Below are 25921 nucleotides of genomic sequence, written 5' to 3'. Positions count from 1 at the left end.
TGTTGAGAAGAAGTGTTGCAAGGGGCGCGCCAAAAATCGGCGAAACAGCAAGCCGACAGTGAATGTCGGTCGTGTCATCGGCCGAAGACAGGGTTGGGCTCTAACCCGCTTCCGGACGACGGATCTCTTCGACCACGCGCACTGCATTGCTCGCCGGCTGGATACCGTTCCCATAGCGGACCGCATACACCTGAGTGGCCTCGGCGCCCAGCAGCACGATCATCGACGAGTAATAAACCCAGACCAAAATCACTGCGAGCGATGCCGCCGCTGCGCCTAGCTCAGCCCCCGGCTCGCTGTACGAGAAATAGAACTGCATCGCATAGCGGCCCACCAGAAACAGCACCGTCGTGATCGCTGCGCCGGCAGTCACATTGCGCCACTGGACCACCGCGTCGGGCATGAACTTGAAGATGGCTGCAAACACGATAAACACCACCGCGGCCTGGACCAGGTAGTTGATGATTGCAGCGACTCCCACGTCGACTCCCAGGATTGAACCCAGTTGTTCTCCCGCGTTGGAGAGCACCGAGGAAACGACAATGGAAACCAGCAGCAGAAAGCCGAGCGCCAGAATCATTGCCAACGAGATGATTCGTTTGATCAAGATCGTCAGGATGCTGGACGTGTCCGGGTCGGGTTTCACCTGCCAGACTCGATTCAGTGAATCTTGCAACGCCCCGACGACTCCGGTTGCCCCGACGATGATGCCCGCAAAGCTGATCAAGGACTTCCACCACGTCCCTCCGGATGCACGGTTGTTCTGCAGGATCGTGGTGATCCCCTCCGCAGCCGATTCGTTGCCGAGCATTTCCGTGGCTTGATCTTCCAGCACCGCCTGTGCCCGCTGCTTGGCGTTTTCGGACTCATACGCAAGCGACAATCCGAACGTCAGCACGGTCAGCAACAGAAACAGCAACGGCGGAAGCGCAAAGGCGGTGTAGTAGGCAAGCGCCGCTGCCATGGTCGCACAGCGGTCGTTAATAAACTCTTCGAAGGTTTGTTTCAGAAAGTCCATCGTCGTGGTGCCGGTGGAGCGACCCCGGATTCAGTTTTCAGTGAGGCGGATGTCCCGGGAACGGGGCAAATTCCATGCCAGCATTGTTCAGGCCAGTGCTCAGCGATGTGCTCAGACAAGTGCTCTCTTCGCAATCGTGACGTTCATAGATGCCAGGCCAGACTTGCCCGCCGTGGGAGGCTTGTGGCCTGACGTTCCGCCGTCGTCATTCAAGGTGGCTCGGCCCCCTCGGGCCTTGTTCGGTCACGCTTTGTCTTGACCGCACGGGCAATCAGCCAACACGCCAGCGCCCAGACCAATCCGGCTGCCCAGCCGGCCAAGACATCGGTGGGATAGTGAACACCCATGTAAACCCGACTGATTCCGACCAACACCGTTAACATGACCGCGACGGCGAGCGTGTAGAACCGCAACCAAAAGTGCCGCAGCACCGGAGCGATCAGCGCCGCGAGGGTCAGATAGACAAGTGCCGCCATCATTGAATGTCCGCTGGGGAAGCTACTGGTGTAGACGTGCGACAGATGGGGGACAAAGTCGGGGCGTGGACGAGCAAACAGCGACTTCATCCACAAACTCACGCCCATTCCGCTCAACGTCGACACCACCAAAACGACCATGGTCCGATAAGCGCGATTGATCGCCAGAAACCCGGCCGCTGATACAACGGCGATCAACATGACCGATATTCCGCCAAGCGCCGTCAAGTCGCGTCCCGCTTCCTCCATCCAGGTCGGTCCGACCGGATCGGAGACATCAGCGGAATCTCTCAGACTGAGCACCACCCAACGGTCAATCGAATCGGTACTCCCCTCCAAAACTTCGTCCGTCAGTTCGATAAAACCCCATGCCGCCAGTACGACGACCAGCAGTCCTAGCAGCACAATCGGTTCACGGTCACGGAAGAAGCGGACCAGGCGGACGAGGTGTGGATGGAATTTGCGATTACGGAAGGTCTTCATGCTCGATTTCCTTCGCAAGTCGCATGCCGATCAGTCGGGGGACCTGTCTCGTGCTGTCGGCGCCAGACGGCGGTCGCGACGAGACGTCGAAATGGCACGGCATCTGCATGAGTGTCTCCGAAGAATCCTTTCACCTCACTTCAAAACTGATCATAAGACAATGACCAATACCATCAATATCCAGACCGTCCATGGCGTCACGCACCCGTTTGTCGCAGGCCCTCCGCTGATCGAAGATGCCGACGAGACCTCGATCGAAAGGTATCGCGAGGAAACTGCCAAACGTCTTAAGCGGAGCATCGAGGCGGCCCGAGCCGAGCAAACGTCAGATTCTTCGCAGGATTGAACAACGGATGGCAGCCATCACGAACCATCTGCTCCACGACGAGTGGACTGGATCGGCTTTGCTGGAGCTGGACTACCACGTGATCTGGAATGACGGATCGGGGAGAGCGGCTCAAATCGACCAGCTTCGCCAACTACTGTCTTGTTTTGCAACGCGATGGACAAAAATCCGTCGCGAGTTGGATTTGCCACAAGCGATCATCGATTCTCGTTGCCGCACCGTCGTCGCCGCCGGCGGCGATGGTACCGTCAACGCGGTTGTGAACGCTTTGATGGAAGTCGATGCTCGGTCGCGTCCCAGTCTGTCGATCATTCCACTGGGGACGGCCAACGACTTTGCAGGCACGCTCGCGATTTCGGATGAGGTCGCCGAAGCGGTCCAGCAAATGCGCCAAAGCGAGCCGCTGAGCATCGACATCGTGCAGGTGCACGCCGATGGGTTTCAGCAGTACTTTGCAAACGTTGCTGCCGGCGGGAATTGCGTGAGAGTGTCGGAACTGATGACCGACGAAATCAAACAACGCTGGGGCGCGATGAGCTACATTCGCGGTGCGGTGTCCGTATTGGCGGACATGATCAGCTATCGGGTTCAAGTCGACATCGACGGCGAGCAGTTGGAACTTGATAGCTGGGCAATCCTGGTCGCCAACGGCCGTACCAACGCAGGACGGATCGAAGTTGCTCCCTGGGCGTCGCCGACCGATGGATTGCTAGACATCGTCTTGATCAAAGATGGTACGGTCGCCGACATGGCCGAGATTGTGACACGCAACCTGACCGGAACATTCGGGGAGTGTGATCAAGTGATTCATCGACAAGCCAAGCGTCTAGAGCTGCAATCCAGTCCGTCGATGCGTTTCACACTCGACGGAGAAATCGTAAACGCGGAACCAATCCGGTTTTGTGTCGAGCCGGCGCCGATCAAAATGTTTGTCGGCAGGCAGTTTCAATCCCATGTCGAGCGGGCCGAACTCGGTTAGGAAACGATCTTCCCAATCAGGTTGTTTTTCCGTGGCTGGAAGCCAGTTGCCACGAGGCGGCGACGTAAAACAGCGGATAGGCCAATGAAACCAGGGTAAGCCATCCCGGCGAGTGGGGGTATGGATAGAGCATCAAGATCATCACCGCGACCCAACCCGCTGCTCCGCCGAGCAGAATTCTGCGCAAACGTCTTGGAGCCAGGTTGGGATAGATGAATCGCAGCGGGCTGAGGGTCATCACGCTTAGCGTCCACATCAAGAAGGCCACCGCCCAACCACCGCCCCACACGAACAGAATCCCCGCGTAGAACGCAAAGATGTTCCAGTAGGATGGAAAGCCCCGAAAAAATCCGCCGTCCTCGTCTTTCGCGTGGCGATGCGAGAATCCGAGCAAGCTGCTTCCCATCGCCAACGTGACCGTCCAACCCCATCCCTGCGGCAGCCAATCCATCCGCCAGATCAACATCAACGGAATGAACGCGAAGGTGAGGTAGTCCAGTAAATCATCAATCGTCCGCCCGTCGAACGCCGGGGCTCGCGATTTGACTTCGAATCGCCTCGCCAAAGGACCGTCGATTGCGTCGATCACATTGGTCAACAACAGGTAGACGAATACGATTCGTGGATCGCAGTCTGGGGAAACGATCTCGGCCATTGCCAGGCCTGCGGGGACGATCCCCGACGCAGTCAGCAAGTGGACACCGTAAGAAGCCCATGCGAAATCAGATGTCGTTGACTTGCTAATCACGATCGCGTTTCATTCTCTTCAGTGGTGACCGTCAAAATTGAGTTGGAAGGGTGCTTCCCAGGCGGGCAAGAATTCTTGAATGTCGATCGGACGCCCGGGGGGGAGGTGTTTCTGTCGGTTGGCAACTCGACGACTCAACCGCCCTGCGCGATTCGATGCAGTCCGGAGCCAACCAAAGCAGTTCCCATGCCAAAGGCGGATTTCCTTGACCGCGCCGGCAGAGGCGCGTCTCTCCACTCGTCCGCCGGTCGCTCATTGACCCTCGCGACGGATTTTCGAGCAGACCGCGATGTGAGCAGTGCGCGATGCGAGCGGTGAGCTGCGATTGGCTGCGGAGCCGAGTCGGCTTCAGAGCAATTGGGGTGGGGCGTCGCGACCGAGTTGGTGTACATTATTGACCATGTTTGCAGAAACTGATGGCAGCAGAAAAACGATCGGCGACGTGGACGTCTTGTTTCACGACGGCCTGTACCACTTGTTCCACCTCGTCCTGCCCAACCACGACTTCATCGCCCACGCCGTCAGCACCGACGCGTTGAATTGGCGGAGAGTCAACAACGCGCTGTTCATCGGCGATCCGGGCAGTTGGGACGACTTGATGCTGTGGACGATGCATGTTTCGCCCGATCCCTATCATCCCGGGCGCTGGCGGATGTTCTACACCGGCCTGTCGCGGCGCGACCAAGGCAACTTTCAGCGGTTGGGGATGGCGGTCAGCGACGATCTGTTTCATTGGCAAAAGGCCCCGGTCCGGTGGGAGGATCACCGCGGCCCGAGGGACCCTGAGCGTGTCAAGCGTGCGGTACAGCAAAGTCGGGCGACGTCCGCGGATGCCCGCCATGCGATGTTTGATCCAACGAGTTGTTTCCCGTTGGAGCCGGATCCGAAGTATTACGAAGCGTCGCTCACCGAGGGCCGACACTGGGTCAGTTTTCGCGATCCGTTCTACCATCATGATGGGAACGATGGCTGGCTGATGGCGGCCGGACGCGTCAAGACGGGACCGGTCGTGCGCCGCGGCTGCGTCGCATTGATGAAGGAAGTCGAACCCAACCATTTCGTGGCGCACCCGCCGCTGCACCACCCGCGATTGTACGATGATATCGAAGTGCCGAATTTGATCGTCGTCGACGACGATCATTACTTGATCGGTAGTATTCGCGAAGACGCAAAAATCCGTTACTGGCACACCGACGAGATCGGCCACCGTTGGCAAAGCTATCACGACAACGTGTTGCTGCCCCAAGGCAACTATGCAGGTCGAGTCTGCCGTGACGATCAAGGATGGTTGCTGTGGAATTTCTATTCGATGAATCGGGAAGACCGAACGGCGGAAAACTTGATGCTGCCGCCCAAACGTCTGGTCAAGAACGAACACGGATTACTGCGAGCGGTGACGTTCGAAGGCATCAACCAATACTTGCGAGAATCACTCGATGCGAAGTGTATTCACAGTCTGATCGATGACGTGGGGCCGCAGATGCGAGAGTGTCGCGTCGAAGGCGGGCATCTGGACCTGGCCTGTGAAAGTGGGTTTCAGGCCTTCTTGTTCGATGACCGGTTGGACCACTTTCGATTTCAAGCCAAGTTGGAAATGCAGGGGCTCGGCAAGTGCGGACTGGTCTTTCGCATCGATCCCGAAACACGCGATGGGTACTACCTTTCACTGGACATCCTCAAAGGCGTCGCCCAGCTGCGGGCTTGGGGAACCGGTGAAGACGGGAGTGGCGAACAGATGATGCAGTTTCAACCGCTGCAATCCGGTTTCTGGTACACCGAGGTTCGCAACGCCATCGCCGTGCGGCTGATCGTTTTCGGAAGCTACATCGAAGTGTCGGTCAATGGCCGAGTCGTTTTGTCATTGGCCGACCAGAGTTTTGACACGGGAAAGATGGGCGTCTATTTGGAGACGGCGAAAGTAAGAGTTTCCGAAATCCAATTGGAACGACTCGCACCACCAAATCAAACCGACGAACATCTGGCCAGCGGCTGACCGATTAATGCGATTCGGCAGGCGATCGCCAGGCGTGGGGCGGGCGTGAGGCTTCATTCGGGATGATGGCGATCATCAGTAGAAAGAGACCGACGACAATGTGATTTTGGTGAATCGGTGGCGGGGGAGCATCTGCGAAACGCCCCCACAACGTCAGCCCGGTCGCGACGACCAGGATCAGCAAGTGCGCATGCCGGGTCGGATGCCAGTACGACAACCCTGACAGAATCACAATCAGCAACGCAGCCAACGAATCGATCAGCACAAAAGAATCGCTGCCTTGCACCTGAAAGATAAACGGGCTGGCCGCCAGCCACACCGCGGTCATGATCTCAACGACGCGTCCCCACATCACGCAGTCCCCCGCGACAACAAGGTTTCCGCGGCGTGATCGATCGCTTCGCAACGATTGCCCCAAAACGCATCCCACAGTAGTCGCCAATTGTGGTTCTGTTTCCAAACAATCCACAAGTACATCAGCGACGCCCGGACTTCATCCCACGCCCAATAGACGAGGATCAACGAGATCGCCGCCGTTACCAAGCACAGAAAGCACCATGAACCGATAATCGACGCCTGGATCAAGACCAACACGACACTGACAATGCCCAGCGGAATCACGTCAATCCCGAACAGGATCACCAACCAGGGGCGGTACTGCCAGCGACGCGTCGATCCGGCAAAACCCAAAATGGCGTCCCCCAGGTAGGCCAAGACTCCCAGCGCCGCATCGTGAATGCCGATCATGGCATACATCTGCGTGGCCGTTTTTGACTTCAAGACCTCGGCCGTGCCACTGCCAAAGGCAGGATCCCAGGCGGTGTCGATCAGCCCCCACTGGTACATCGACAGGTGCGCGGAGATGGCTGCGGCGACGAACGCCAGGATGCAAATCGGGATTCGCTGTGACCACGCCGAGGGGTTGTGTTGATAGGGCGGGACGTTGCGGTCCAAGTCGTCGACAGGAAGTGTTGCGTGCGACATCGGTGCTATCGTTTCAGACCGTTCTTGCGATACCACAGATCGGGATCTTGTTTCAACGCGTCAATGATCTTCGGCAGCCGATCGATCAGTCGGTGCTTGGGTTCCCAGCCCAGCATTTCTTTAGCCCGCGAGAGATCGAGTGCGTAATGGTCGTCGGCCATGTTGACCATGAACGGTTTGATGAACGCTTCGCCATCGGACAGCGTGTCGGTGACCGACGCGCCGACTTTCGCAAGTGGTTTTGGAACGCACAGCGTTGTCCACTCCTTGCCATGAATCTGACGCCCAATTTGATCTTGAAGCGTTTCGTAAGAGGGAGGATCCGGCTCGCCGATCAAGATGGCCGTCTTGGCTTCGATCTGATCGCGACGCTCGACGGTGGCCACGACCGCATCGACCGCGTCGTCCAGGTGAACGGCCGATTGTCCGGTCTCGGTATCGCCGGGAAAGAAATAGCTTTGAAAATCCTTTTCGTAGATCCGCTTGATCTGCTGCACGATGGTTGGTTGACGCCCGTAATCGGTGTAGACGCCGGCGATCCGCAGAAACACGGATCGCACGCCGGGGTGACCCTCACGAATCAGCCGTTCGGTTCGGATTTTGCTTTCGGGATAAGGCCACTTCGCTAACAGCGGGTCATTTTCAGCGATGTGTTGGCCTGGCTCACACGGTTCGTGCACCAGCATCGTGCTGCTGAAAATAAACTGTTGCAGTTCAAACTCGTCCAGCGCGTTTAGCAACCGATCGGTTCCGTTGACCGTGACTTCTTCGTACGCTTCGCTGTCCTCACCGGAGAAATCGTAGTACGCCGCCAGGTGAACGACGCTGGCGAGCTTGCCATCGGTGCGTCGTCGAACATCCGCGACCGCGCCTCGCACATTTTCGTAGCTGGTCAGGTCGCACTCGATGTCATAAACGTTGGCGTGGCTTTTCGGCGGCTCAGGCAATCCGACTCGATCGAATCCGAACACTTCATAACCGCGATCGGCCAACGCACGGCAAACCGGTTGCCCCAGCAGACCCGAGCTTCCCGTGACGATGACGGCAGGACGTGGTACAGACATGAATCACTCCGCTTGGAAAGAAAACGTACGCCTCTTTGACTCTGCAAACACCATGCCACTGCGAATGCCAAGACACTGCGAATGCCAAGACACTGCGAACGCCAAGACACTGTGAACGCCAAGACACTGCGAACGCCAAGACACTGCGAATGGCCGCGATGACTCCGCACTTGCAAGCCGCGGTCATGCAGCCAGCTGTCTTTGGTTGGCAACACGATCACGGGTAATGTTCAGCAGGGCATAAAAGAACGCGGCAACCATTGGGCCGACGAAGATGCCCCACAACCCCATCAACTTGAGCGCCCCCAACACGGTCACCAACGCAACCAATGGATGTAGCTTTGCTTGATTGCCGATCACATAGGTAGGATCACTCCATCGTGTCGATCCAACAGAGCTGTTGTGGGAGCGTGGCGAGTCCCTTTGGGGGCAACGAGTGGCTCACGCGTCCGTCGCTGAGCTGATGTTGGCCGCTTTGGCCTTGCTCTTGTCGTCGGGTTGACGCGATTCCCAGCTTTTCAGTTGGTTGAACTTGTTTTGCAATTGCTCGGTCAGTCCCGACAACCCGCCGCCCCGATGCATCGCCGGTTCACGGCACATGTCTTTGACGCGATTCTCGATGTCAACTTGTAACGACCGGTCGGCATGGCGAGCATAGCCACTCATCAACAGCGACTTCAGTAGTTCGTCGATTGACGAATCCTCCAATGTCGGATCCGTCGAAGAGTGCTCCAGCCGCGTGCAACAGATCGAGGCAAGTTTGTCGAGTTGTTTTTCGATCTGCGGATTTGTATTGCTCATGTTTCGTTTTTCTGTGTGAAGTTCATTGGTAAGCACTGACCGAGTGTTGCGGTGGATTGATGAATCATTTTTCAACGTCACCGGCAAACAAGCGGTCATCCCCAGCGACCAAGCCGATCAAAATTTGACCAGCCAGTTCGATTGGGAATGCAGTGTCAGGTGCAGTGTCAAAGGATCGCCAACAGTCGCTCAATCGAATTGCTGTTGGGGCCCGTTCCACTGCCCCGGAATGGTTTCTGCATCCGGGATGGAGAGCAATCGATATGCCAATGCATCGCGACGCGGCGTGCCCTTGGGGGGACAATGTCGGATGGACTGGCGTTCTTGTCACCCAGGTGCATCACACAGGTACTGGTCGCGTGAACGCTCGATACGACCCGACTGGCATGTTCGTTGCACCGGCGATCGAGCATGATTTCTTTCTTGGAACTTCCGTTGCTGGCCAACGCCGCAATCTTCGTGGCCGGGGCGATCCTGGTTTGGCTGGCAGGCGCAAAACTTAGCCATTACGTCGACTTATTCGCCGATCGAACAGGGATCGGTGAAGCCTTTGCCGGTGCCCTGTTGCTCGGTGGGGCGACGAGCCTGCCGGAGATGGCAACGACCTGTACAGCCGCGTACTCAGGTGCGGCGCAGCTGGCCGGAGCGAACCTGCTTGGCGGAGTCGCCATGCAGATAGCGGTGCTGGGGATCATCGACGCGGTGGTGCTGCGAGGCCGAGCACTGACATTGTTCTCACCTCGCTCCTCGTTGCTGATGGTTGGGGTGATGTTGATCGCGCTGATCGCGCTTGCGGCGGCGGCGCTCAGCAGCGGCGAATTGGGGTCCATCGCGCACGTCGGCCTGTGGCCGCTGGTGATCTTCGGTTTCTATGTCTTTTCCGTGTGGGTGATCTATCGTTACGAAGGCGACCCACGCTGGAAACCGAGCGGTGACTTGGCCCAGCCGCCCGAATCGGCGCGTGATCTCAAGGATGCTTACCAATCCGACTACGCAGAAACCTCGACCGGGGCGTTGGTCGGTTTCTTCGCGATCGCCTCACTTGCCGTCCTGATCGGAGGATTCTTCGTGGCGAAAACCGGCGAAGCGATTGCCGAACAAACCGGAATCGGGCAGAGTCTCGTCGGAGCGACGTTGGTCGCGTTGGCAACCAGTTTGCCGGAGGTCAGCACGACGTATTCGGCGGTTCGGTTCGGAGCCTACAGTATGGCAGCGGCGAACATTCTGGGGACCAATTCAATTGAAATCGCGCTCTTCTTGCCGGCCGACCTGACCTATCGCGACGGTGCGATTTTTGACGCCATGGCCCCGCCGTCCGGCTTCCTCGCCGCGCTGGGGATTGTCGTCACCAGCCTGTACCTGTGGGGGATTCTGGAGCGGCGTGACCGCACGATTCTGGGGATGGGCACCGACTCGTTTGCCGTCTTGCTGGTGTACGGCATCGGATTGGTGATCTACTCGACGCTGTAAATTTACTCCACGCTGTAGAACCAGGATTCCGGCGACCGCCATTGCGGTCAATCACCGCCCGGTTTGGTTGGTGATAGACCAGCCATTGACTGCTCGTCGCTTAGTAACGGAAGATGGCCATGACCGCTACGTTGTCCGGCATCTGATCCGGCTCGCACCGGTAAACGCGTCCTCCCTGACGCAGGGTCTCGACGACAGCCGTGTTCCGTTGCGTCGCGTCGGTATCCGTTTCGTCCGCGGAGATCAACAACGAATCGACGCGTCCGTTGGCCGCGGCGGCGACGATTTCTGAGAGCTTGCTGGATCCTTGTGACTGCGCGATGGCGGTGGCGAACTGGTCCAGATCCTCTTCGCTGCCACCACTCGGTTGGTCGGAAACCGCTTGGAGGACTCGTTCCCGCAGTTCCTGGTCACTCCATTGAGAGGGGCTGCCTTCGATCCTGGCGTCGACGCTCACGTCGGTCGTTGCTTCGAAATGGCCCGCCACTTCGGTTGTCGCGACCAACACCAACGGAATGCCGGTGTTGTAAATCGCGGCGGCAACCTGATCGCCGACCAGCGAAAGGTACTGGTCTCGATCCGCCTCAATTTTATCTTCGCCTTCTCCATGGCCGTGATAGATCGCCGTCGACGTCGCCCCGGCGCCTCCGTGGCTGCGGTGGCTCGTGTTCTGCAAGCTCTCTTCGGGATCACGCGGCACGACGAGGTCGTGAAAGGTGGCTGGAAGCACGTCGGTCTCAATCAGTTCGAGCGATTCGCCGTCGAATCGGAACAGGCTGGCACTGTCCCAGGTCAACGAGAGAACAAACTGGGTGTCGCCCGTGTTCCACTGCCTGACCAACGGTAGCAGCCAAAGCGTCTCCCCCACGAAGACACGTTCTGGCAAGGATCGGTTGACGCGAACAAGACGTGTTTTGTCGGGTGTCACAAAGATGGCCAGTCCTTCGCTTTGATGTTGCCAGAAATCGTACTTGGCGGAAAGCGATTCAAGGGGGGCAACGATCGAACACTCATGGCCGGCCGCCTCGAGTTGCCGTTTCGCGTCGCCGAGTAGATTCTTGAAAAGAATCGCATTCTGTTGGGTCTCGGGGCCACTTCGATAGGTCGACATCAGGATCGAGACACAAGGATTCGCACTTGTATTGGCCAGTTCTTTCAAATCGCCCGTTTTCAGACGCGTTGGTGTGAGTTCATTGGTGATCGTGGACATCGCCATCTCGCTTTGAAAGGGAGGAAACGTTCTGCTATCTCAAGCTCAATACCGCTAAGTTTAGCGGTATTGATCTCAAACTCAGTTGCAAACGCGATGCCGAATGCCTTGGTGGAGTCGCGGGTGCCTACGGTGCGGATCGGCAAGCGACGTCGAGAATACTTCGGAGAGTACCGAAGACCCGATTGCGAAGCCGCGATTGTCAATGGCACGCGACATGCTCTAAAATTGACGGATCTGATCGATCATCACCTTATCCAGGCACTCAAGTGATTCATGATGCGCCCGCGAGTACGAGCACGTTGGTTGCTTCGTATCTGACGATCCGGCGTGCAGTGGGGTTGAGCGGGCTGGCGCTCCCTGTGATGCTTGTCGGCGGCGGTTGGCTCACCGGCGTCCCGATTCAGGACAACATGAGCAGTTACTACCACACGCCGATGCGCGATGTGTTCGTCGGGACCTTGTGTGCGATCGGCGTGTTTTTATTCTGCTATCGCGGCTACGATTGGGTGGAAAACTGGTCGGCGAATGTCGGCGGCGTTTCAGCGTTGGGAATCGCCTTGTTCCCGCTGGACTATGCCAGCGATCCGCTTGTGCAAAAATCGCTGAGCGGCTATTTGCATACCGTCAGCGGTGGTGTGTTCTTTCTGACGCTGGCGTGTTACTCGCTGTACCACTTCCCGCGTGACGCGAGACTTGAACAAGAGCCACACCTGCGTGAGCGGAGTTGGATCTACCGAGCCAGTGGATTGGTCATCTTGCTCTGCATGGTCGCCATGGCCGCGTATTTGTTTCTACTCGGCGGCCGATGGAAGCAGTGGTTCAACGATTTTAATTTTCTGCTGTGGATGGAATCGATCGCGGTGTGGTCGTTCGCGGCGGCCTGGCTCGCGAAAGGACGTGTGATCGTTGCTGAAATCGCTGTGGACGTCTTGGCGTACGCGTCCGAGTTGGTGTTGGACGATCAGCGACCAGATGGTCAATTACCGGCCAATGATGGCTGGCGGCGGGGATCGTAAACCGGCGGATAACGGACCAGTCCGGGACAACTCGGTTGACCGAGGCAGTGACGTGACGGGCGGTGCGTTTCATGTGAGGTGAAAGCTCCCGACAAAAAAACCGGCAGTGGGGTGACCACTGCCGGTGTCGAAATGGCCTGTCGATTGAAGCCCGCACGCGTTCGCGAGGGGCCGCGTGGTGCCCCCCGCTTACACGTCGCACCTGACCTGATCGCGTTGCATTGGCAAGGTCGGCTGGTTCAACAGACCGTAAATTCTCTGAGAAAGCGACGGGGAAAAGAAGCTGTCGACGCGTGGGCGTGTTTATCCCGGCGACGGATCACTCGACTTCTTCGACGACTTCCTCATCGTCCATCTCTTCCAGTTGGTCAGCGCGTTGTTCGCCGGCTTCTTCGATTGCGTCGGCTTTCTCTTCGCCGCGTTCTTCGATCGCATCCGCTTTCTCATCGGCCGCTTCTTCTAACGCCGGCTTGGCAGCTTCATAGCGGTCTTCGACCTGTTCGGCCTGATTGTCGGCTTGTTCGCGAACGCTTTCAGCGTATTCCTGAGAGCTTTCGCGGACGGCGTCTGCTTGTTCGTCGTACACGCTGTCATTGCATCCAACCATGGTCATTCCAGCGGTCAGCATCAACAGGCTCAGTGCATACTTCATTTTGGTTTCCTCGTTGGTTTCGTTCTCTTGCCGTGCAGTCGGACGTCGACTAACGCCGGCTCAGCGGCAGATGAAGCAAACACTGTGCCAAATAAACGACCCAGTGAATCGGGGTACATCCCTTGGCACGCTGTTTGCCCCCAGGCAGCGACAGGGCTTGGGGTTGCTCTTGCCACCATCCACGTCGACCGTCCACGTCGACCGTCCACGTCCACTGTCCACGTCCACTGTCCAGATCCACCGTCCTCCGTTCCCATTGGAATTCGTCTCATGTCCACCCATCAAGCTTCGACGTCCCGTGCATCCAACCGTCCCTCGTGGCACGGATTTGAGACCCGTTCGATGCCGGAGGTCCCGTCGTGGATCGAAACACTGGGGCGTTCGGGATATGTCGCCAAGGGTGTCGTCTACTTCATCATCGGCTTCCTGGCCTTCAAGTTGGCGATCGGGGCGGGTGGGGAAATCTCGGGGTCACGAGAAGCGATTCAAGAGATCGGGCAACAACCCTTTGGCAGATTGTTGCTTGGTTTGGTTGCGATCGGGTTGCTCGGTTACACCGCATGGCGATGGGTGCAAGCGGCGAAAGATACCGAAGGCGAGGGGCGGGACTTGAAGGGCATTTTCAAACGCATCGGATACGTGATTAGCGGACTGACATACCTTGCACTCGGCGGATATGCCGGATCGATGGCTTTGGGGCTGACGTCGAGTTCGGGGAACTCCCAGGGTGGGCCTGGCAGTTGGTTGTTGGATTCGACTTGGGGACGAATCGTGCTCGCGATTGCGGGCGTCATCACCATCGGGGTCGCGTTCTATTTGGTCTACAAGGCGTATCAGGCCAAGTTCATGACCAAGTATGATTTGGACGCGATGAGCGAGACGACTCGCACGATTGCACTGCACGTTGGCCGAATGGGGCTCAGCACGCGCGGCATCGCATTCGCAATCATCGGCACCTTCATCACCATCTCGGCAGTCCAGGGGACGTCCGATGGTGAGATCGCCGGCATGAGTGACGCCTTGGCTGCGATCGCCTCACAAGCCTACGGAAAGGTCCTCCTCGGCATCACCGGGTTTGGACTGATGTGCTACGCGGTCCACTCGATGCTGTTGGGTTGGTTCCGCAAGTTCAACGTAGGGTGATCCGATGTTTGAAAAATGGATCTCCGCCACTGCGGAAGACCTGGCGATGGTTGCCCTGTCAGCGATGGTGGTGTACGCCAGCATTTTGGTCTACACACGAATCGTGGGTCTACGCAGTTTTTCGAAGATGTCTGCGGCCGATTTTGCAATGACCATTGCCGTCGGATCGATGTTCGGGTCGACCGTTTCCGGACCGTCGCCGACGCTTTTGATGGGACTGTTCTCAATCCTCTGTCTGTTCGGGGGCCAGTGGATCCTGGCGGCACTCAGGGTGCGTTCTAACCGGGTCAGCAATGCTATCGACAATCAGCCGTTGTTGCTGATGGCTGGCCCTGAAATTCTGCACGACAATCTTCGCCAAGCCAACATGACTGAAAGTGATCTTTTTGCGAAGCTCCGGGAAGCCAATGCGATGAGTTTCGATCAGGTCAAAGCGGTAGTGTTTGAGACCACGGGTGACGTGTCCGTCTTGCACTCCGCCGACGAACCCAAAATAGAACCCGCGATCTTCGGCTCCGTCATCGGCGCAGAACGATTGTTCGAAAGTCGTTAGACCGTTATCCCGTTACCAACCACCACTGGAATTCTAAAATGCGAGAATCCGCAGCCCTCCTCCTGCTGGTCGCCGTGAGCACGGTGATCCACGCTGACGATCCCGAGAGCAAGATGGTTGAAGCAGTGCAGCAGGCGATCGTGGATCAGACCAACGACTATCGGGAAAAACATGGCCTGTCGCCGGTCGGTTCGAACGATGATTTGGTCGCAACGGCATCCAAATTCGCAACTTTCATGGCCGAGTCGGGAAAGTATGGTCACCATGCCGACGGCCGCACACCGGCCGAGCGTGCCAAAGACGCCGGTTACCAGTATTGCGTGGTGCGGGAGAATATCGCCTACCGCACGAACACCGGCGAGGTGACGGAAGAGTCGCTGACCGAAGTCTTTGTGCAAGGCTGGATCGAATCACCGCCACACCGGGAAAACATTTTGGCCGACTTCGTCACCGAAACCGGCGTTTCGGTCGCGACCACTGATGGCGTGACGTATTACGCCGTCCAATTGTTCGGACGGCCGAAATCAGCTGCAATCCAAGTCAAAGTGACCAACCTGACCAAACAAAATCAAACCCTCGTCGTCACCTCCAACGACAGCGAAGACGAAGTCGAACTTCCATCACGCTCCATCATCACCATGAAACGCTGTTTCCCGGCAACGTTAAGCTTGACCGGATCGGATTCGAAAATTGAAGTCAAAGACTCCATCGAACTGTCCATTTCAGACGATGGACTGAGTCGTTGATAAACGTCAATGCGTCAGCATCAGGCGTCGGGTGGACGGTTGCTGCCGCATGCACGCGGGGTCCACTACACAAACCGACGAACAATTGCTCAGTTTTGCTCTTCCTGTTTCAGCCGGACACGGACCGCCAAGGACTTCGTCATGATTTGGATCGTCGCTTACATCAGTTCGGTCGTCGGAGCCTTCCTGACGATCCTGGCAATGACGATGATCCGTAATGAGGAACGTCATAACGTTGGTCGAATCGGTTGGCTGGGGCTGATTCTGCTGTCTCCGCCCATCGGTCTGCTGCTTTTTCTCTGGCTCGGTGGGCGGAAGATTTCTGAAGAGCACGTGACCCGCAAGTTGGTGGAGATTCCGAATTTTCCAGGTGCCACCGAAGAGCCACGCGACGCGGTCGAGCGGCTGTTGGTCGCGAGAGACCTGTGCCCACCGACATGGGGCAACCAAGTTCGATTGCTCAGTGATCCGCCAGAGGTTCGCGATGCGTTTATCGAACTGATTGCCAGTGCGGAGAAAGCCATCTATGTCATGACCTTTATCATGGATGAGAAGGATAGCAGTACCAAGCTCGTCGATCTGTTGTGCGACAAAGCCCGTCGCGGAGTTCAGGTCCGGTTGCTGGTCGACGGCTTTGGATCGTTCTTCCTGTCCGAGGAGCTGCTGCAGCGTGTGGAGGACGCCGGTGGACGTGTCCATCGATTCAAACGCATGTCCCAACTTTCGCGGCTCGCCTATTTGAACTTTCGCAACCACCGAAAGCTGGCGGTGGTCGACGGTGAACGGGCTATTTTGGGAGGGGCAAACATCGTCGAAGACGAACTCGCCGATCCGCCTGATGAAGACGCGTGGGTTGACATGAGCCTTTACATCGAAGGCCCCGCGGCGACTCAATTGCAGTCTGTCTTCTGCAGCGATTGGAATTTTGAGACGGATGAAGACTTGCCGCCGAGTGAATTGACCGAGAACGACAGGGCGGATTCGAATAGCGGTTCACGAATCACGGTCGTGCCGATCGGTCCAGACGGTCCCGAGGAAATCCTTGCCGACTTTTGGCAGTGCGCCATCAATCAAGCCAAACATCGCATCTGGATTTGCACGCCCTATTTCGTGCCGCCACCCCACGCGATGCAATCGCTGGAGATGGCGTGCCGGCGGGGAATCGACGTTCAAATCCTGATCCCACAGGTCAGCGATCTGAGACCTGTCGACTATGCCCGCGAAGACTACTTCGAGGATCTGGTCGAAAAGGGCTGCAAGATCCATCGACACATGGACCGGATGGTGCACGCCAAAATCGGAATCGTCGACGATTTGGTTGCCTTGGTCGGCTCGGCCAATTTCGACATCCGTTCGTTCTACTTGAATTACGAGTTGTCGGTCGCGATTCACGACAAAGAGACCATCGCTGTGGTGAGCGATTGGTTTGAACAGCTGGCGAACAAATGTGAATCCAAATCGAAGGAACGGACCAGGCTTCAGTCGGCAATGGCGACCGCCGTCCGAATGTTTGCATCCGAACTGTAGGCCGAGCTTTCAGACGTTCAGCATTCGTTGACCACCGCACTGCGTCCCGTTTCGCTGATAGCGTAATGCACCGCCTGTGCCACGTCGCCATCCGGACCGACTGCTGCTCGCTGTCGGTCTGCTCCGATTCCCACATCAAAGAGCCGCTGGACGTAACCATTGACGCACTGCTCGTCGCCGGCCCTTTCCAAAGACGGACGCACCTCGTCGAGTAACCGAAACACAGCTTCCTTGGCGGCGAGCTTTTCGCAGGTTAGTGGATCCACCAGGTCCTTGCTGATGCCATAACGAGCGGCATGCCACATCGCGTACGACAGCAAACTCGGTCGTATCGGTCGGTTGATTCGATTCGAATGGATGTCTTGCATCGCTTGCATCACGATGGCCCTTATCAGGCCTGCATAACCGACGGTCTCTTCCACCGCCAACATCACATCGGCACCACGAAACTCAATTGTTGGGACTTTGGTTGGCAGACGGATGTCCCAGTAGATAAAGCTTTCATCCTTGATCGCCCCGGCTCGCACCAACTCATCGACACATGCTTCATGGTCGGCGAGGTCATCGAGATGCGGCGGTGGTCCCGCCATCGGCCATTGCGCCCATAGCTCTCGTCGATAGCTCGCGTATCCTGTGTCTTCTCCATCCCAGTACGGTGAGTTGGCCGACAGTGCCTGCAGAATCGGCAGCCAACGACGACATTGATTCATCACCTGCACGCCCATGGATCGATCTTCCATTGAGACGTGGACGTGGCAACCGAAGATCAGCATGTCGCGGGCGATTTGTTGGAATCGCTGGCTCATCACTTGGTAGCGCCGCTTGGGAGTGAAGGAGTCCGAAGCGGGGACGGGCAATGGATTGGTTCCGGCAGCGACCAGAGCAGAGCCCGTGTTGCCCGCCGCGACGATCAGGTCGCCGCGCACGATGCTGACACTTCGACGCACCTCGTCCAGTGTCTTGCAAACCTTCGACGCCATCTCGATTTGAGTGAGGTGAAGTTCGTGTTGGATTTCCGCCGTCGTCTGTTTACCGATCTGTTCGATCACCCGTTTGCAATTGGGTAACAGTCGTCCGCTGGTGGGATCGACAAGCTGGTATTCTTCTTCGACACCAATTGAAGGGATGGAGGGGGCCATGGCGTCATTTCCTTATTCGAAGAAGCGAGTTGCGGGCAGTGAAAGCCCCTGGACTTAAGAGGTCGATCCTAAAAAAAGGCACTTCAGCGTCGTTTCGACACGTAGCGGTTGTAAGCGCCGGAAGAGGCACGCCGCGAAGCAATTCGCACGATGCCAACGAGTGCGCCGGAGACGGCACCCCAAAGCAACGCGTCTTTCCAATCCACTTCCGGAGAGGCGGGATTCTTCGGTGGCTCGCGATTGAGCGTGGTTCGCCAACCGGCTTGCAGCGCGTTGCGTGCCACCAGTGTCGCGCCCAAGGCGGCCGCGTAGGCCAGCAAGTTCTCCGTTTTTCCGATCCCGGTATTGCGTCCATCCGGTTCATCGTGAAAGCGGTCCGCCGCCGTGTCGCGTAAATCGCTAAGCTTTTCTTGCATCTGTTCAATCATTGTTGGTTCCTCGATAGGTCAATTCTGGCAGCGGAAGAAGAAGAGGTTTGTGGGGAAAACACTCCCTGAGGTGTCACACCGTCCTAGCGACCATCTGGTCGGTTTTGAACCGAGCGGTCGTTGGATGAACCAGGCGGGTGCCTGGTCGGCGTGATATCGGCGGGCGAGTTCACGTAAATTTTCGTGCCACAGTTGGGGCATGCGACCGCGCGGTCGTGGACATCAATGCCGCAGCGCGGACAGGGAGTCATGTTCAACGGCGAAGCGGATTTGTCAGTGTTCATCAGTAGTCGATCCTCTCGTCGGAGCCGTTGAACCTGGCTTCATAATCGATTTGACGGAGATAGCTTTTTAAAGCGGTGAACTCTTGGGGATCCAGTTGGTCTTTGATCGAATCCACCGCTTCGTGGATCAGGTTGACCATCCGGTGGACTTTGGCGTAATCCATCCGCCGATACGTTTCCCCGGGGCTGGAACGCTTCGCAAACGTTTCTTCGATCGGTTTGCGGTAAGGTTCAAGGGCGTCATGGTCCAGGGGCTGAGGCCAGTAGAGTTCGCCGGACTGTCGATCGATCTGGTTTTCTTGCAATCGGTCCGGGGCCATCCGTTTGCCGATTTCACGACGCTTCTCTTCCGATAGCGGCTTGTGTTCCTCCGCGATTTCCGCGTCCCGTAGATCTCGCAGTTTATAGTACTGCTCAACCCGCTCTTCGCGATTCTTGAGGCGTAGCGAAATAGCTTCTTGCAACTGTTCGGCTGACAGAGATTTTAGATAGGCACCTTTGCCGAGGCCGGTGGCCAGTTCGCCGCGGGCTTCGAGAACGTCGCCCGCCGCGGTTGTGTTGTCATTGTCGTCAAACAACCCGTCATCGGCGATTGCGATTGTGACGAACATCATCGTTAGTAGGGAGGCAGCGAGTCGCATGGTTTTCTCGGTCATTTTTGGGGGAGTGAAAAACGTGGTGCTGTTGATGAGGGGCCGGTATCCGGCCCTGTCTCCATCACAGCTTGCGCGGGTTTACATCGAAACAGAGGCGTTGGTTTCGGCGTCAGTCGCGGGACGTTCGCCTTGCAAATAGGCGGTGCCGGCTTTCAGCAAATACTTCACACCGGTCAGACCGGAGTGGTCCCAGTATTCGCCCCGTGACGGTTCGATCCGCAGCAATAAAATCTTTTCACTGGACTTGCCGTCGGGAAACCAAACCTTCCAGCCTTCGCTCCAGAGTTCGTCCAGCTTCGATTGATCATCGATCGGATGTGCAGTCCCGGAGATCGACACGAATTGATTTGACGCTTGCATGGTCACGGCAACTTCTGAATCAAGTGCCACGTCGGAGACTTTGCCGGAGTCGCGTTCGGTCACAAACCAGATTTGACCGTTTGATTCCACCTGTGCGACCGCCATCGGACGGGCGTTGATTGAACCATCGACGCTGCGGGTGACGAGCATCGCTGTGTCGAAGTCTTTGAGTAAGTCGATCAGTTTTTTATGAGTGTTCATGGTCCTAGTCCTTGTTGAGTGCTTGGTCACTGAATCGCCAGCTTGTCAGGGTCGCCGTCGGCTGATCGGCCGACGGCGTCCCTGCTGGGCAACGCGGTGAAGCATTGATTCCCCGCGTTTGACGAGGTGTTAGCGGCAGGACGCAGGCCCTCCGGTCCCTCATCGTCTCCGAAACACCGGAGGGCTCGCGCTCTACCGCTAAAAAATGAGGTGTTAGCGGCAGGACGCAGGCCCTCCGGTCCCTCATCGTTTCCGAAACACCGGAGGGCTCGCGCCCTACCGCTAAAAAATGAGGTGTTAGCGGCAGGGCGCAAGCCCTCCGGTCCCTCATCGTTCCCGAAACACCGGAGGGCTCGCGCCCTACCGCTAATAAATGCTTCACGGCGTTGCCTGTTGGGTATTCGGAGCAGTTGCAAAACGCGTTTATGTCGTTTGCTCGGCATGGCGACCTTCGGCGAATTCTTCAATCGCCTTGTCACAAAACGCTGGCAGGTCGTCGGGGTTTCGGCTGGTCACCAAGCCCTGATCACAAACGCATTCTTCGTCGACCCATTCCGCTCCGGCGTTGATCAAATCAGTCTTCAGACTCGGCCACGACGTTACCTTGCGTCCCCGGACGACGTCGGCTTCGATCAGCGTCCAAGGCCCGTGGCAGATGGCGGCGACCGGCTTGTGTTGTTTAAAAAAGTCTCGCACAAAACTGACGGAATCTTCGCACATCCGCAGCGCATCTGGATTGAAAACACCACCGGGCAACACCAGTCCGTCGAACTGTTCGGCGGATGCCGAGTGGACCGACTGATCGACTGGAAACGTGTCCGCCTTTTCGTCATGATTCACGCCCTGGATTTCACCGGACTTCGGTGACACCAACACCACCTCAGCACCGGCGTTTTTGAGCGCTTCCCAGGGCTTGGTCAGCTCCACTTGCTCGAAGCCGTCGGTTGCGAGAAATGCGATTCGTTTTTGTTGGAGCGATTGCTTGCTCATCTTGTTCTCCGGAACGGGACACGATGGTTCGTGTAGAAGCGGTTGCATTGACTGTCGTTGCTGACTGACGTTGCAGTTTCCATGCCAAAGGCGGCTTTCCATTGCCGTCACCACAACCGGTGGGCTCGGCCCGGTATCGCCGGTCGATCAGTGACCAGTGCGAGGCATTCTCGAACAGCGTTCGTCTCACTCACCGAACGCAGCGGTTGACGGCGAAGAACGATGTGCCGCGAAAAGAGTGTGTCAGGAACAGAGTCTGTCAGGACAAACCGTCCCGCTTGAGTGGTGGACGAGGTGCGTTGCTGTTAAGACTGCTATGGAGATGGCATCGATTCGCTGGAGATGCCCGACAGGCCGGTCCGCCAAGGGCACGAGAGTTGCACTCTCGTTGCACTCTTAAAACCCAATCAAAATCACAGTAGAACCCGCATTCACTCCCTTTCTGCTTCAGCCTGTGATGACGGACGTTGCCCTCCCCAAACGATGTGTGATTGCGGATGATGTGCGATCGTCGCGAGCAAAGGTTGGAAAATGGCTCGACGGTTGCGGTTTCGATTGCGTGCTGGCCGAAAACGGGTTAGAAGCATGGGAATCGATTCAAAACCATCCGCCCGATCTGCTGGTGACGGACCTGGAGATGCCGTTGTTGTGCGGACTGGAGCTTCTTGAGAAGGTTCGCCAATCCGACAACGAGCGGATTCGGAAACTGCCCGTTCTGGTGATGACCAGCCTGCTCGATGGCCAGACATTCAACGTCGTGAGCAGGATGGGTGGCGATGGATTGCTTCAAAAGCCGCTCGACAGGGAGACGACTCTTTCGGTCATCCTCGATTTAATCGCAGGAAAAAAGTGTCTGGAGCAAATCAGCGTCGCAGACTCGGATTCCATTCCGTGCGGCGAGGGAGTGATCTCACCGACACTCCGACGGCTGATCAAGACTGTCGCCAAAGGCAAGCGGCCTCGATAGCCGGTTTGTCGTCAACTCGCCTCGGGCGGGTTTGGTGATGAAGGCCACCCGAGACGAAAGTGAGTTGACGGCAATGTTCACCAGCTGAATTACTCGACGATCTTCTTCAGGATGCTCGCCAGCTTGGGGTTGTCGGTCGCGTGCAGGGCAGCCGCGGCGTCGGCTTTTAGCTTCGTGACCGCATCACCGGTTCGCTCGACGAGGTTGTCCCGGGTAGTGAAACGAGACCACGTCGCTTGGTTGGCGTTCAAGTGAAACTGCACCCAATTTGCATCTTGAAGATGGCCCGAGCGATCGCTGGTATAGCGATCTAGATCGACAGTGGCTTCTGCAGCAACAGTGGTTTGTGCCGATTGGGCGGTAGAGCCAGCAGTGGAGCGATTCTCGCGTTGCAGCGCGGCGGTCAGTTCATCTTCGCCGTCAATGACTATTGCCGGATTGTCTCTGTCGATGTCATCATCACCGTCACCCGAATCGACGCTTTCCGGGTTAGTGAATTCCGTACCGAGCGGATTGTCGATGTTGTAGTCCGCATCGGGATCATAATCATCGCGATCGTAGATTGAGTCTTTTGAATAAGGCAAGGTTGCCGAACGTGTTTGGGCTTCACGCAGGCTGATCCGTCCGGCCACGGGGCCGCTGACGGCACGACGTCCCGCGGCGGCAGCGATCGCAGCTTCCGTCCCGTCTTCGATTGCGTCGGCCAAATTGCCGGCCTCACGTTGTGTCTCGTCGATGTAGTCGTCTACACGGTACTGATCGATATCCAATCGCGGTCTGTCGGCGGTTCGTTCGTCATCTAGCCCCGGATCGTCTACACCTGCCGGAGTTTCGGTGTCGAGCCGTTTAATCCCTTTGGCGTCGGCAGCGGTTCGTGCCGGTGACGAACGGCGTGACGACGATGCGCGTTCGGATGCCTTGTCGTCGTTGGACGGGCGGGCATTTTGATCACGCTTGGGGCGATCAATCGATTTTGCCAGGGCGGCACCGACTGTTTTCGGATCGGGCAGCGCACGTTCGGAATCGCGGTCAACGGTCGAGTTGGCGGAGCGTTTGACTTGTGTCCAACCAAACGCCTCCAACTCAGCAATCACTTGGTTTGACTGCTCGGCGATGGCTTGCAGTTGTTTTTTCTGTTCGTTCGACTCGCTACGTTTGGCGGCCTCGATGGCCAGCTTTTTGGTGAGACTGGCATCGCTCCAAATCACTCCTGCCAGGGCCCAGTCGCTGATCTCTTGGGCCGCTCCGTCAGGCACCGCCGGGGCCGTTTGCAATGGTTGCTCCGCCTTGACGGTCATCAGTGCCGCCATCGACAGAACAATGTAAGCGGCGAAGTAAAGAAGGTTTCGTTGGTGTCTCATGGAACGACTCGGTGGCTTTGGGTGGCAACACGTTGGTTGCTTTTCGTGCGGGTTTAGTCGTGCAGATCCAATCGCGGGAGACCATGATGCCGAGATGGCAAGGCCGGCATGGCGAGGAGGCTTTGTATTGGGTGGCGCTGGTTCGGAGGGCGCTGGCAATCTCCAATTCGAATAAGCACGCGGTAGGTGACCACCTGCCGGTGATGCAAAGACCGTGCCCAAAAGATTCCCCAGCGATGGCGGCGCGAACCCACGGATGACAGGGTGCGAAAATTCCGCGGGTTCACGCTGCGATCCGTCGAAGCAGATTCACGGCCGGCATGCGACACGTGACTAGGCCGAACGACTGTCGAGCATCCTGTCGGATTGGCGACCAGGCCTGCGGCCTGTCGATGGAGTCAGAATCCCTTCAGGTTAGCTGCGTCAGCGAGGGACATTGCCTCAACGACGTGCGTTGCGTGACGTCTCGGTTACGCAGGCGTGGTGGACTCATCCGGCCGCTTGGGAGTCGCGAACGCGAGCAAGATCCAGGCGACGATCCAGGCAACACCTCCCAGCGGCGTGATCGCGCCCATCCAAGGTGTTTCGGTCAACACCAGCAGGTACAGGCTGCCGCTGAACAGCACGATGCCGGCCACGAACAAGTAACCGGATTTTACGATCAACGAGGACGCGTTGGTGCCACAGGCCGCCAGGGCTAAAAGGGCAACGGCATGCACGAGGTGGTACCGCGATCCGGTTTCGAATTGCCCCACGCGTTTTGCGATCAGTTCGGGCTCCAGCCCTTGGGACTGCAGCAACCCCTCCAGACCGTGGGCTGCGAAGGCACCCAGGGAGACACCCGTGGCGCCGGCGATCGCGGCGGCAACGAGCAGGAATCGGAGGGGCGGGTTCATGCCGAAGTCAGTTGGGTGTCAACGGCGCGCAGAAGCTTGTCCATTTGGAAGGGCTTGCGAATGTATTCGCTGACGCCCAGCAGTTCGGCGTAGGCTTTGTGTCGGCTGCCTTCATTGCCGGTGATCATGATCACCGGCACCATGGTTTCGGACATCCGCCGCAGCTTCTCGAGCACCAGGAACCCGCTGCGTTTGGGCATCATCATGTCCAAGATGATCAGGTCCGGGGATTCGCGTTCGGCCAACGCCAAGCCTTGGTTTCCGTCGCGGGCAACGACGACTTCGTACCCGGCGTCTTCCAACGCATAACGCACCGACTCGATGATTTCGACATCGTCGTCGACGATCAAAATCTTGGCACCGCGATCGCTTTGAACCACTTCGGGGAGATCGTCAGAGTCTTCGTCGGCCATACAGTGGAACCTGGAGGTGAAACTGGAAGTTTAGTTGTCCGAGAACGAAGTCGGACTTGTATCCCAATGGCTTAGTTTAGCAACTGGAGCACCGCTCACCACATGATTCATGACCCATCGGTCCAGATCCGACAAAACGACGGTATTCATTTCGTCGTCGTTGCGATACTGGCGAATTTCCAGTTGTGCTCCGATTGAGCTGGCGGCTTGAATTTCGGAAACCAAACGCGTCTCGTCGTAGAACTCGCTTTCGATGGATCGCTGCCACAGCATCGGCAATCGTCGTTCCTTTAACCGCTGCCGGTCTAACTCGGGATGGGCGGGCAGATTGAACGCGCCGCCGAGTGAGACTGCGGCGGCAAACAGTTCGGGGTGACGCATCGCGATCCGCGTCGCCATCGTACCACCGCTTTGGTACCCCGCCAACACGATGCGTTCGGCATGAATGCTGTATTGATCTGCGGCACGGTCGATCGCGGCGAGCACACTTCGCTCTGCCGATTCTAAGGCTGCCGCCGAGTTGCTCCACCAAAACCGGTGGCCCGACGCGTCGGACGCCATCGGGGCGCGAAGGCCAGTGGCCAAGTAGTTCCGCGAGCTGACGTGGGGCATCACGTGACAAACTTGGTTTTCGTTGAAGCCGTCGCTGTGCAGCCAGACGATCAACGGGTAACGGTAGTTCGCTTCGTAATGCAGCGGCACAAAAAAGGTCTGGGCACGGATCGCCGCGGACCAACTGCTCGGTGCCTCGCCGTCGTGTTCTACCGGCAACTCTTCGGCATCGAGTGCGTCGACGGGGTGCGGGGCGTTGTCCTTTCCGTCGGCAACGTGATCGCTAACGGAATTCCAAATCATGGTCGCATCAAAACGGTTCATAGCAAACCGGGACTCAGCAAGTGAAAAAGCATCAACACGCTGCTGACGGCTCGCTACAAACGTAGGGACAGCGCGGACGATGTGTCAACGCTGAAGCGAACAAAGCCAGTCGCAAAAAGACAAAATTAGAAACGCTTT

At 57.4% G+C, this 25921-nt stretch carries 31 protein-coding genes; 10 read left to right on the top strand and 21 right to left on the bottom strand.

The genetic code is table 11. From position 1 onward, the window contains the following. Positions 1 to 100: 100 nt before the first annotated feature. Positions 101 to 1018, bottom strand: a complete 918-nt coding sequence (locus tag TBK1r_RS25565) for a YihY/virulence factor BrkB family protein (RefSeq protein WP_145217346.1) — start codon at positions 1016 to 1018, stop codon at positions 101 to 103. A 209-nt stretch (positions 1019 to 1227) separates the two neighbouring features. Next, the gene (locus TBK1r_RS25560; protein ID WP_145217344.1) at positions 1228 to 1977 is read right to left on the bottom strand and encodes a phosphatase PAP2 family protein; all 750 of its coding nucleotides are present in this window, start codon (positions 1975 to 1977) and stop codon (positions 1228 to 1230) included. A gap of 160 nt (positions 1978 to 2137) precedes the next feature. Here TBK1r_RS25560 and TBK1r_RS25555 point away from each other — a divergent pair, with 160 nt between their 5' ends. Together TBK1r_RS25555 and TBK1r_RS25550 are read left to right on the top strand one after the other, a co-directional pair. Further along, positions 2138 to 2323, top strand: a complete 186-nt coding sequence (locus tag TBK1r_RS25555; RefSeq protein WP_145217340.1) for a hypothetical protein — start codon at positions 2138 to 2140, stop codon at positions 2321 to 2323. A gap of 7 nt (positions 2324 to 2330) precedes the next feature. Continuing rightward, entirely contained in the window at positions 2331 to 3302 is a 972-nt protein-coding gene (locus tag TBK1r_RS25550; protein WP_145217337.1) for a diacylglycerol/lipid kinase family protein, read from the top strand. A 16-nt stretch (positions 3303 to 3318) separates the two neighbouring features. On the opposite strand, the gene TBK1r_RS25545 is transcribed toward TBK1r_RS25550, so the two are convergent. Further along, on the bottom strand, positions 3319 to 4050 hold the full coding sequence (locus tag TBK1r_RS25545; RefSeq protein WP_473772459.1) for a CDP-alcohol phosphatidyltransferase family protein: 732 nt from the start codon (positions 4048 to 4050) through the stop codon (positions 3319 to 3321). Positions 4051 to 4450: 400 nt separating this feature from the next. Here TBK1r_RS25545 and TBK1r_RS25540 point away from each other — a divergent pair, with 400 nt between their 5' ends. After that, positions 4451 to 6043, top strand: a complete 1593-nt coding sequence (locus tag TBK1r_RS25540) for a glycoside hydrolase family protein (protein ID WP_145217334.1) — start codon at positions 4451 to 4453, stop codon at positions 6041 to 6043. Between the two features lie 4 nt (positions 6044 to 6047). On the opposite strand, the gene TBK1r_RS25535 is transcribed toward TBK1r_RS25540, so the two are convergent. The 5 genes from TBK1r_RS25535 to TBK1r_RS25515 all read right to left on the bottom strand — a co-directional run bounded on the left by TBK1r_RS25535 (position 6048) and on the right by TBK1r_RS25515 (position 8892). After that, positions 6048 to 6395 carry an SPW repeat domain-containing protein gene (locus TBK1r_RS25535; RefSeq protein WP_145217331.1) on the bottom strand — a complete coding sequence of 116 codons (348 nt, stop codon included), beginning with the start codon at positions 6393 to 6395 and terminating at the stop codon, positions 6048 to 6050. Next, entirely contained in the window at positions 6395 to 7027 is a 633-nt protein-coding gene (locus TBK1r_RS25530; RefSeq protein WP_145217328.1) for a vitamin K epoxide reductase family protein, read from the bottom strand. Before TBK1r_RS25530 ends, TBK1r_RS25535 begins: the two co-directional genes overlap by 1 nt. Positions 7028 to 7032: 5 nt before the next feature. Continuing rightward, complete coding sequence (locus TBK1r_RS25525; RefSeq protein ID WP_145217325.1) at positions 7033 to 8091, bottom strand: NAD-dependent epimerase/dehydratase family protein; 1059 nt, start codon at positions 8089 to 8091, stop codon at positions 7033 to 7035. A 183-nt stretch (positions 8092 to 8274) separates the two neighbouring features. Further along, positions 8275 to 8451 carry an AI-2E family transporter gene (locus TBK1r_RS25520; RefSeq protein ID WP_145217322.1) on the bottom strand — a complete coding sequence of 59 codons (177 nt, stop codon included), beginning with the start codon at positions 8449 to 8451 and terminating at the stop codon, positions 8275 to 8277. An 81-nt stretch (positions 8452 to 8532) separates the two neighbouring features. Continuing rightward, entirely contained in the window at positions 8533 to 8892 is a 360-nt protein-coding gene (locus tag TBK1r_RS25515) for a hypothetical protein (RefSeq protein ID WP_145217319.1), read from the bottom strand. A gap of 411 nt (positions 8893 to 9303) precedes the next feature. On the opposite strand from TBK1r_RS25515, the gene TBK1r_RS25510 reads away from it, so the two are divergent. Next, a complete protein-coding gene (locus TBK1r_RS25510) occupies positions 9304 to 10362 on the top strand; it encodes a sodium:calcium antiporter (RefSeq protein WP_145217316.1) in 1059 nt (352 codons plus the stop codon). 100 nt (positions 10363 to 10462) lie between these two features. Here the strand turns inward: TBK1r_RS25510 and TBK1r_RS25505 are convergent, their stop codons facing one another. Next, positions 10463 to 11572 carry a baeRF3 domain-containing protein gene (locus TBK1r_RS25505; protein WP_145217313.1) on the bottom strand — a complete coding sequence of 370 codons (1110 nt, stop codon included), beginning with the start codon at positions 11570 to 11572 and terminating at the stop codon, positions 10463 to 10465. Positions 11573 to 11841: 269 nt separating this feature from the next. Between TBK1r_RS25505 and TBK1r_RS25500 the strand changes: the two genes are divergently transcribed. Further along, the gene (locus TBK1r_RS25500; RefSeq protein WP_419580389.1) at positions 11842 to 12591 is read left to right on the top strand and encodes a DUF998 domain-containing protein; all 750 of its coding nucleotides are present in this window, start codon (positions 11842 to 11844) and stop codon (positions 12589 to 12591) included. A 319-nt stretch (positions 12592 to 12910) separates the two neighbouring features. On the opposite strand, the gene TBK1r_RS25495 is transcribed toward TBK1r_RS25500, so the two are convergent. Beyond that, complete coding sequence (locus TBK1r_RS25495; RefSeq protein WP_145217310.1) at positions 12911 to 13243, bottom strand: hypothetical protein; 333 nt, start codon at positions 13241 to 13243, stop codon at positions 12911 to 12913. Between the two features lie 49 nt (positions 13244 to 13292). Beyond that, a complete protein-coding gene (locus TBK1r_RS25490; protein ID WP_145217307.1) occupies positions 13293 to 13484 on the bottom strand; it encodes a hypothetical protein in 192 nt (63 codons plus the stop codon). Positions 13485 to 13513: 29 nt separating this feature from the next. On the opposite strand from TBK1r_RS25490, the gene TBK1r_RS25485 reads away from it, so the two are divergent. From TBK1r_RS25485 to TBK1r_RS25470, 4 genes are all read left to right on the top strand, one after another. After that, a complete protein-coding gene (locus TBK1r_RS25485; RefSeq protein WP_145217304.1) occupies positions 13514 to 14386 on the top strand; it encodes a DUF1206 domain-containing protein in 873 nt (290 codons plus the stop codon). A gap of 4 nt (positions 14387 to 14390) precedes the next feature. Continuing rightward, complete coding sequence (locus TBK1r_RS25480) at positions 14391 to 14939, top strand: DUF421 domain-containing protein (RefSeq protein ID WP_145217301.1); 549 nt, start codon at positions 14391 to 14393, stop codon at positions 14937 to 14939. A 38-nt stretch (positions 14940 to 14977) separates the two neighbouring features. Beyond that, positions 14978 to 15685, top strand: a complete 708-nt coding sequence (locus TBK1r_RS25475; RefSeq protein ID WP_145217297.1) for a CAP domain-containing protein — start codon at positions 14978 to 14980, stop codon at positions 15683 to 15685. Between the two features lie 141 nt (positions 15686 to 15826). Beyond that, entirely contained in the window at positions 15827 to 17212 is a 1386-nt protein-coding gene (locus tag TBK1r_RS25470; RefSeq protein WP_145217294.1) for a phospholipase D-like domain-containing protein, read from the top strand. A gap of 17 nt (positions 17213 to 17229) precedes the next feature. Here the strand turns inward: TBK1r_RS25470 and TBK1r_RS25465 are convergent, their stop codons facing one another. The 6 genes from TBK1r_RS25465 to TBK1r_RS25440 all read right to left on the bottom strand — a co-directional run bounded on the left by TBK1r_RS25465 (position 17230) and on the right by TBK1r_RS25440 (position 21270). Then, the gene (locus TBK1r_RS25465; protein ID WP_145217291.1) at positions 17230 to 18351 is read right to left on the bottom strand and encodes a carboxylate-amine ligase; all 1122 of its coding nucleotides are present in this window, start codon (positions 18349 to 18351) and stop codon (positions 17230 to 17232) included. A gap of 83 nt (positions 18352 to 18434) precedes the next feature. Then, positions 18435 to 18779, bottom strand: coding sequence for a DUF4235 domain-containing protein (locus TBK1r_RS25460; RefSeq protein ID WP_419580388.1), 345 nt, complete (start codon positions 18777 to 18779; stop codon positions 18435 to 18437). Between the two features lie 83 nt (positions 18780 to 18862). Next, on the bottom strand, positions 18863 to 19030 hold the full coding sequence (locus TBK1r_RS25455) for a zinc ribbon domain-containing protein (RefSeq protein WP_372895244.1): 168 nt from the start codon (positions 19028 to 19030) through the stop codon (positions 18863 to 18865). A 32-nt stretch (positions 19031 to 19062) separates the two neighbouring features. Further along, positions 19063 to 19719: a hypothetical protein gene (locus tag TBK1r_RS25450; protein ID WP_419580387.1), complete on the bottom strand. Its 657-nt coding sequence runs from the start codon at positions 19717 to 19719 to the stop codon at positions 19063 to 19065. A 78-nt stretch (positions 19720 to 19797) separates the two neighbouring features. Next, positions 19798 to 20280: a pyridoxamine 5'-phosphate oxidase family protein gene (locus TBK1r_RS25445; RefSeq protein WP_145217285.1), complete on the bottom strand. Its 483-nt coding sequence runs from the start codon at positions 20278 to 20280 to the stop codon at positions 19798 to 19800. Between the two features lie 423 nt (positions 20281 to 20703). Beyond that, positions 20704 to 21270, bottom strand: a complete 567-nt coding sequence (locus tag TBK1r_RS25440; protein WP_145217282.1) for a type 1 glutamine amidotransferase domain-containing protein — start codon at positions 21268 to 21270, stop codon at positions 20704 to 20706. Between the two features lie 457 nt (positions 21271 to 21727). On the opposite strand from TBK1r_RS25440, the gene TBK1r_RS25435 reads away from it, so the two are divergent. Continuing rightward, positions 21728 to 22237: a response regulator gene (locus TBK1r_RS25435; RefSeq protein WP_145217279.1), complete on the top strand. Its 510-nt coding sequence runs from the start codon at positions 21728 to 21730 to the stop codon at positions 22235 to 22237. Positions 22238 to 22326: 89 nt separating this feature from the next. On the opposite strand, the gene TBK1r_RS25430 is transcribed toward TBK1r_RS25435, so the two are convergent. The 4 genes from TBK1r_RS25430 to TBK1r_RS25415 all read right to left on the bottom strand — a co-directional run bounded on the left by TBK1r_RS25430 (position 22327) and on the right by TBK1r_RS25415 (position 25762). Beyond that, positions 22327 to 23598 (bottom strand): hypothetical protein, encoded by a 1272-nt coding sequence (locus TBK1r_RS25430; RefSeq protein ID WP_145217276.1) that lies wholly within the window; start codon positions 23596 to 23598, stop codon positions 22327 to 22329. Between the two features lie 470 nt (positions 23599 to 24068). Beyond that, positions 24069 to 24494 (bottom strand): DUF423 domain-containing protein, encoded by a 426-nt coding sequence (locus TBK1r_RS25425; RefSeq protein WP_145217273.1) that lies wholly within the window; start codon positions 24492 to 24494, stop codon positions 24069 to 24071. Beyond that, positions 24491 to 24907, bottom strand: a complete 417-nt coding sequence (locus tag TBK1r_RS25420) for a response regulator (protein WP_095739134.1) — start codon at positions 24905 to 24907, stop codon at positions 24491 to 24493. Before TBK1r_RS25420 ends, TBK1r_RS25425 begins: the two co-directional genes overlap by 4 nt. Positions 24908 to 24937: 30 nt before the next feature. Then, complete coding sequence (locus tag TBK1r_RS25415) at positions 24938 to 25762, bottom strand: alpha/beta hydrolase (protein WP_419580386.1); 825 nt, start codon at positions 25760 to 25762, stop codon at positions 24938 to 24940. Between the last annotated feature and the right edge of the window lie 159 nt (positions 25763 to 25921).

Source organism: Stieleria magnilauensis, assembly GCA_007753675.1.
In the GTDB taxonomy this organism is placed as follows: domain Bacteria; phylum Planctomycetota; class Planctomycetia; order Pirellulales; family Pirellulaceae; genus Stieleria; species Stieleria magnilauensis.
This window is presented reverse-complemented; position numbering and strand designations above follow the sequence as displayed.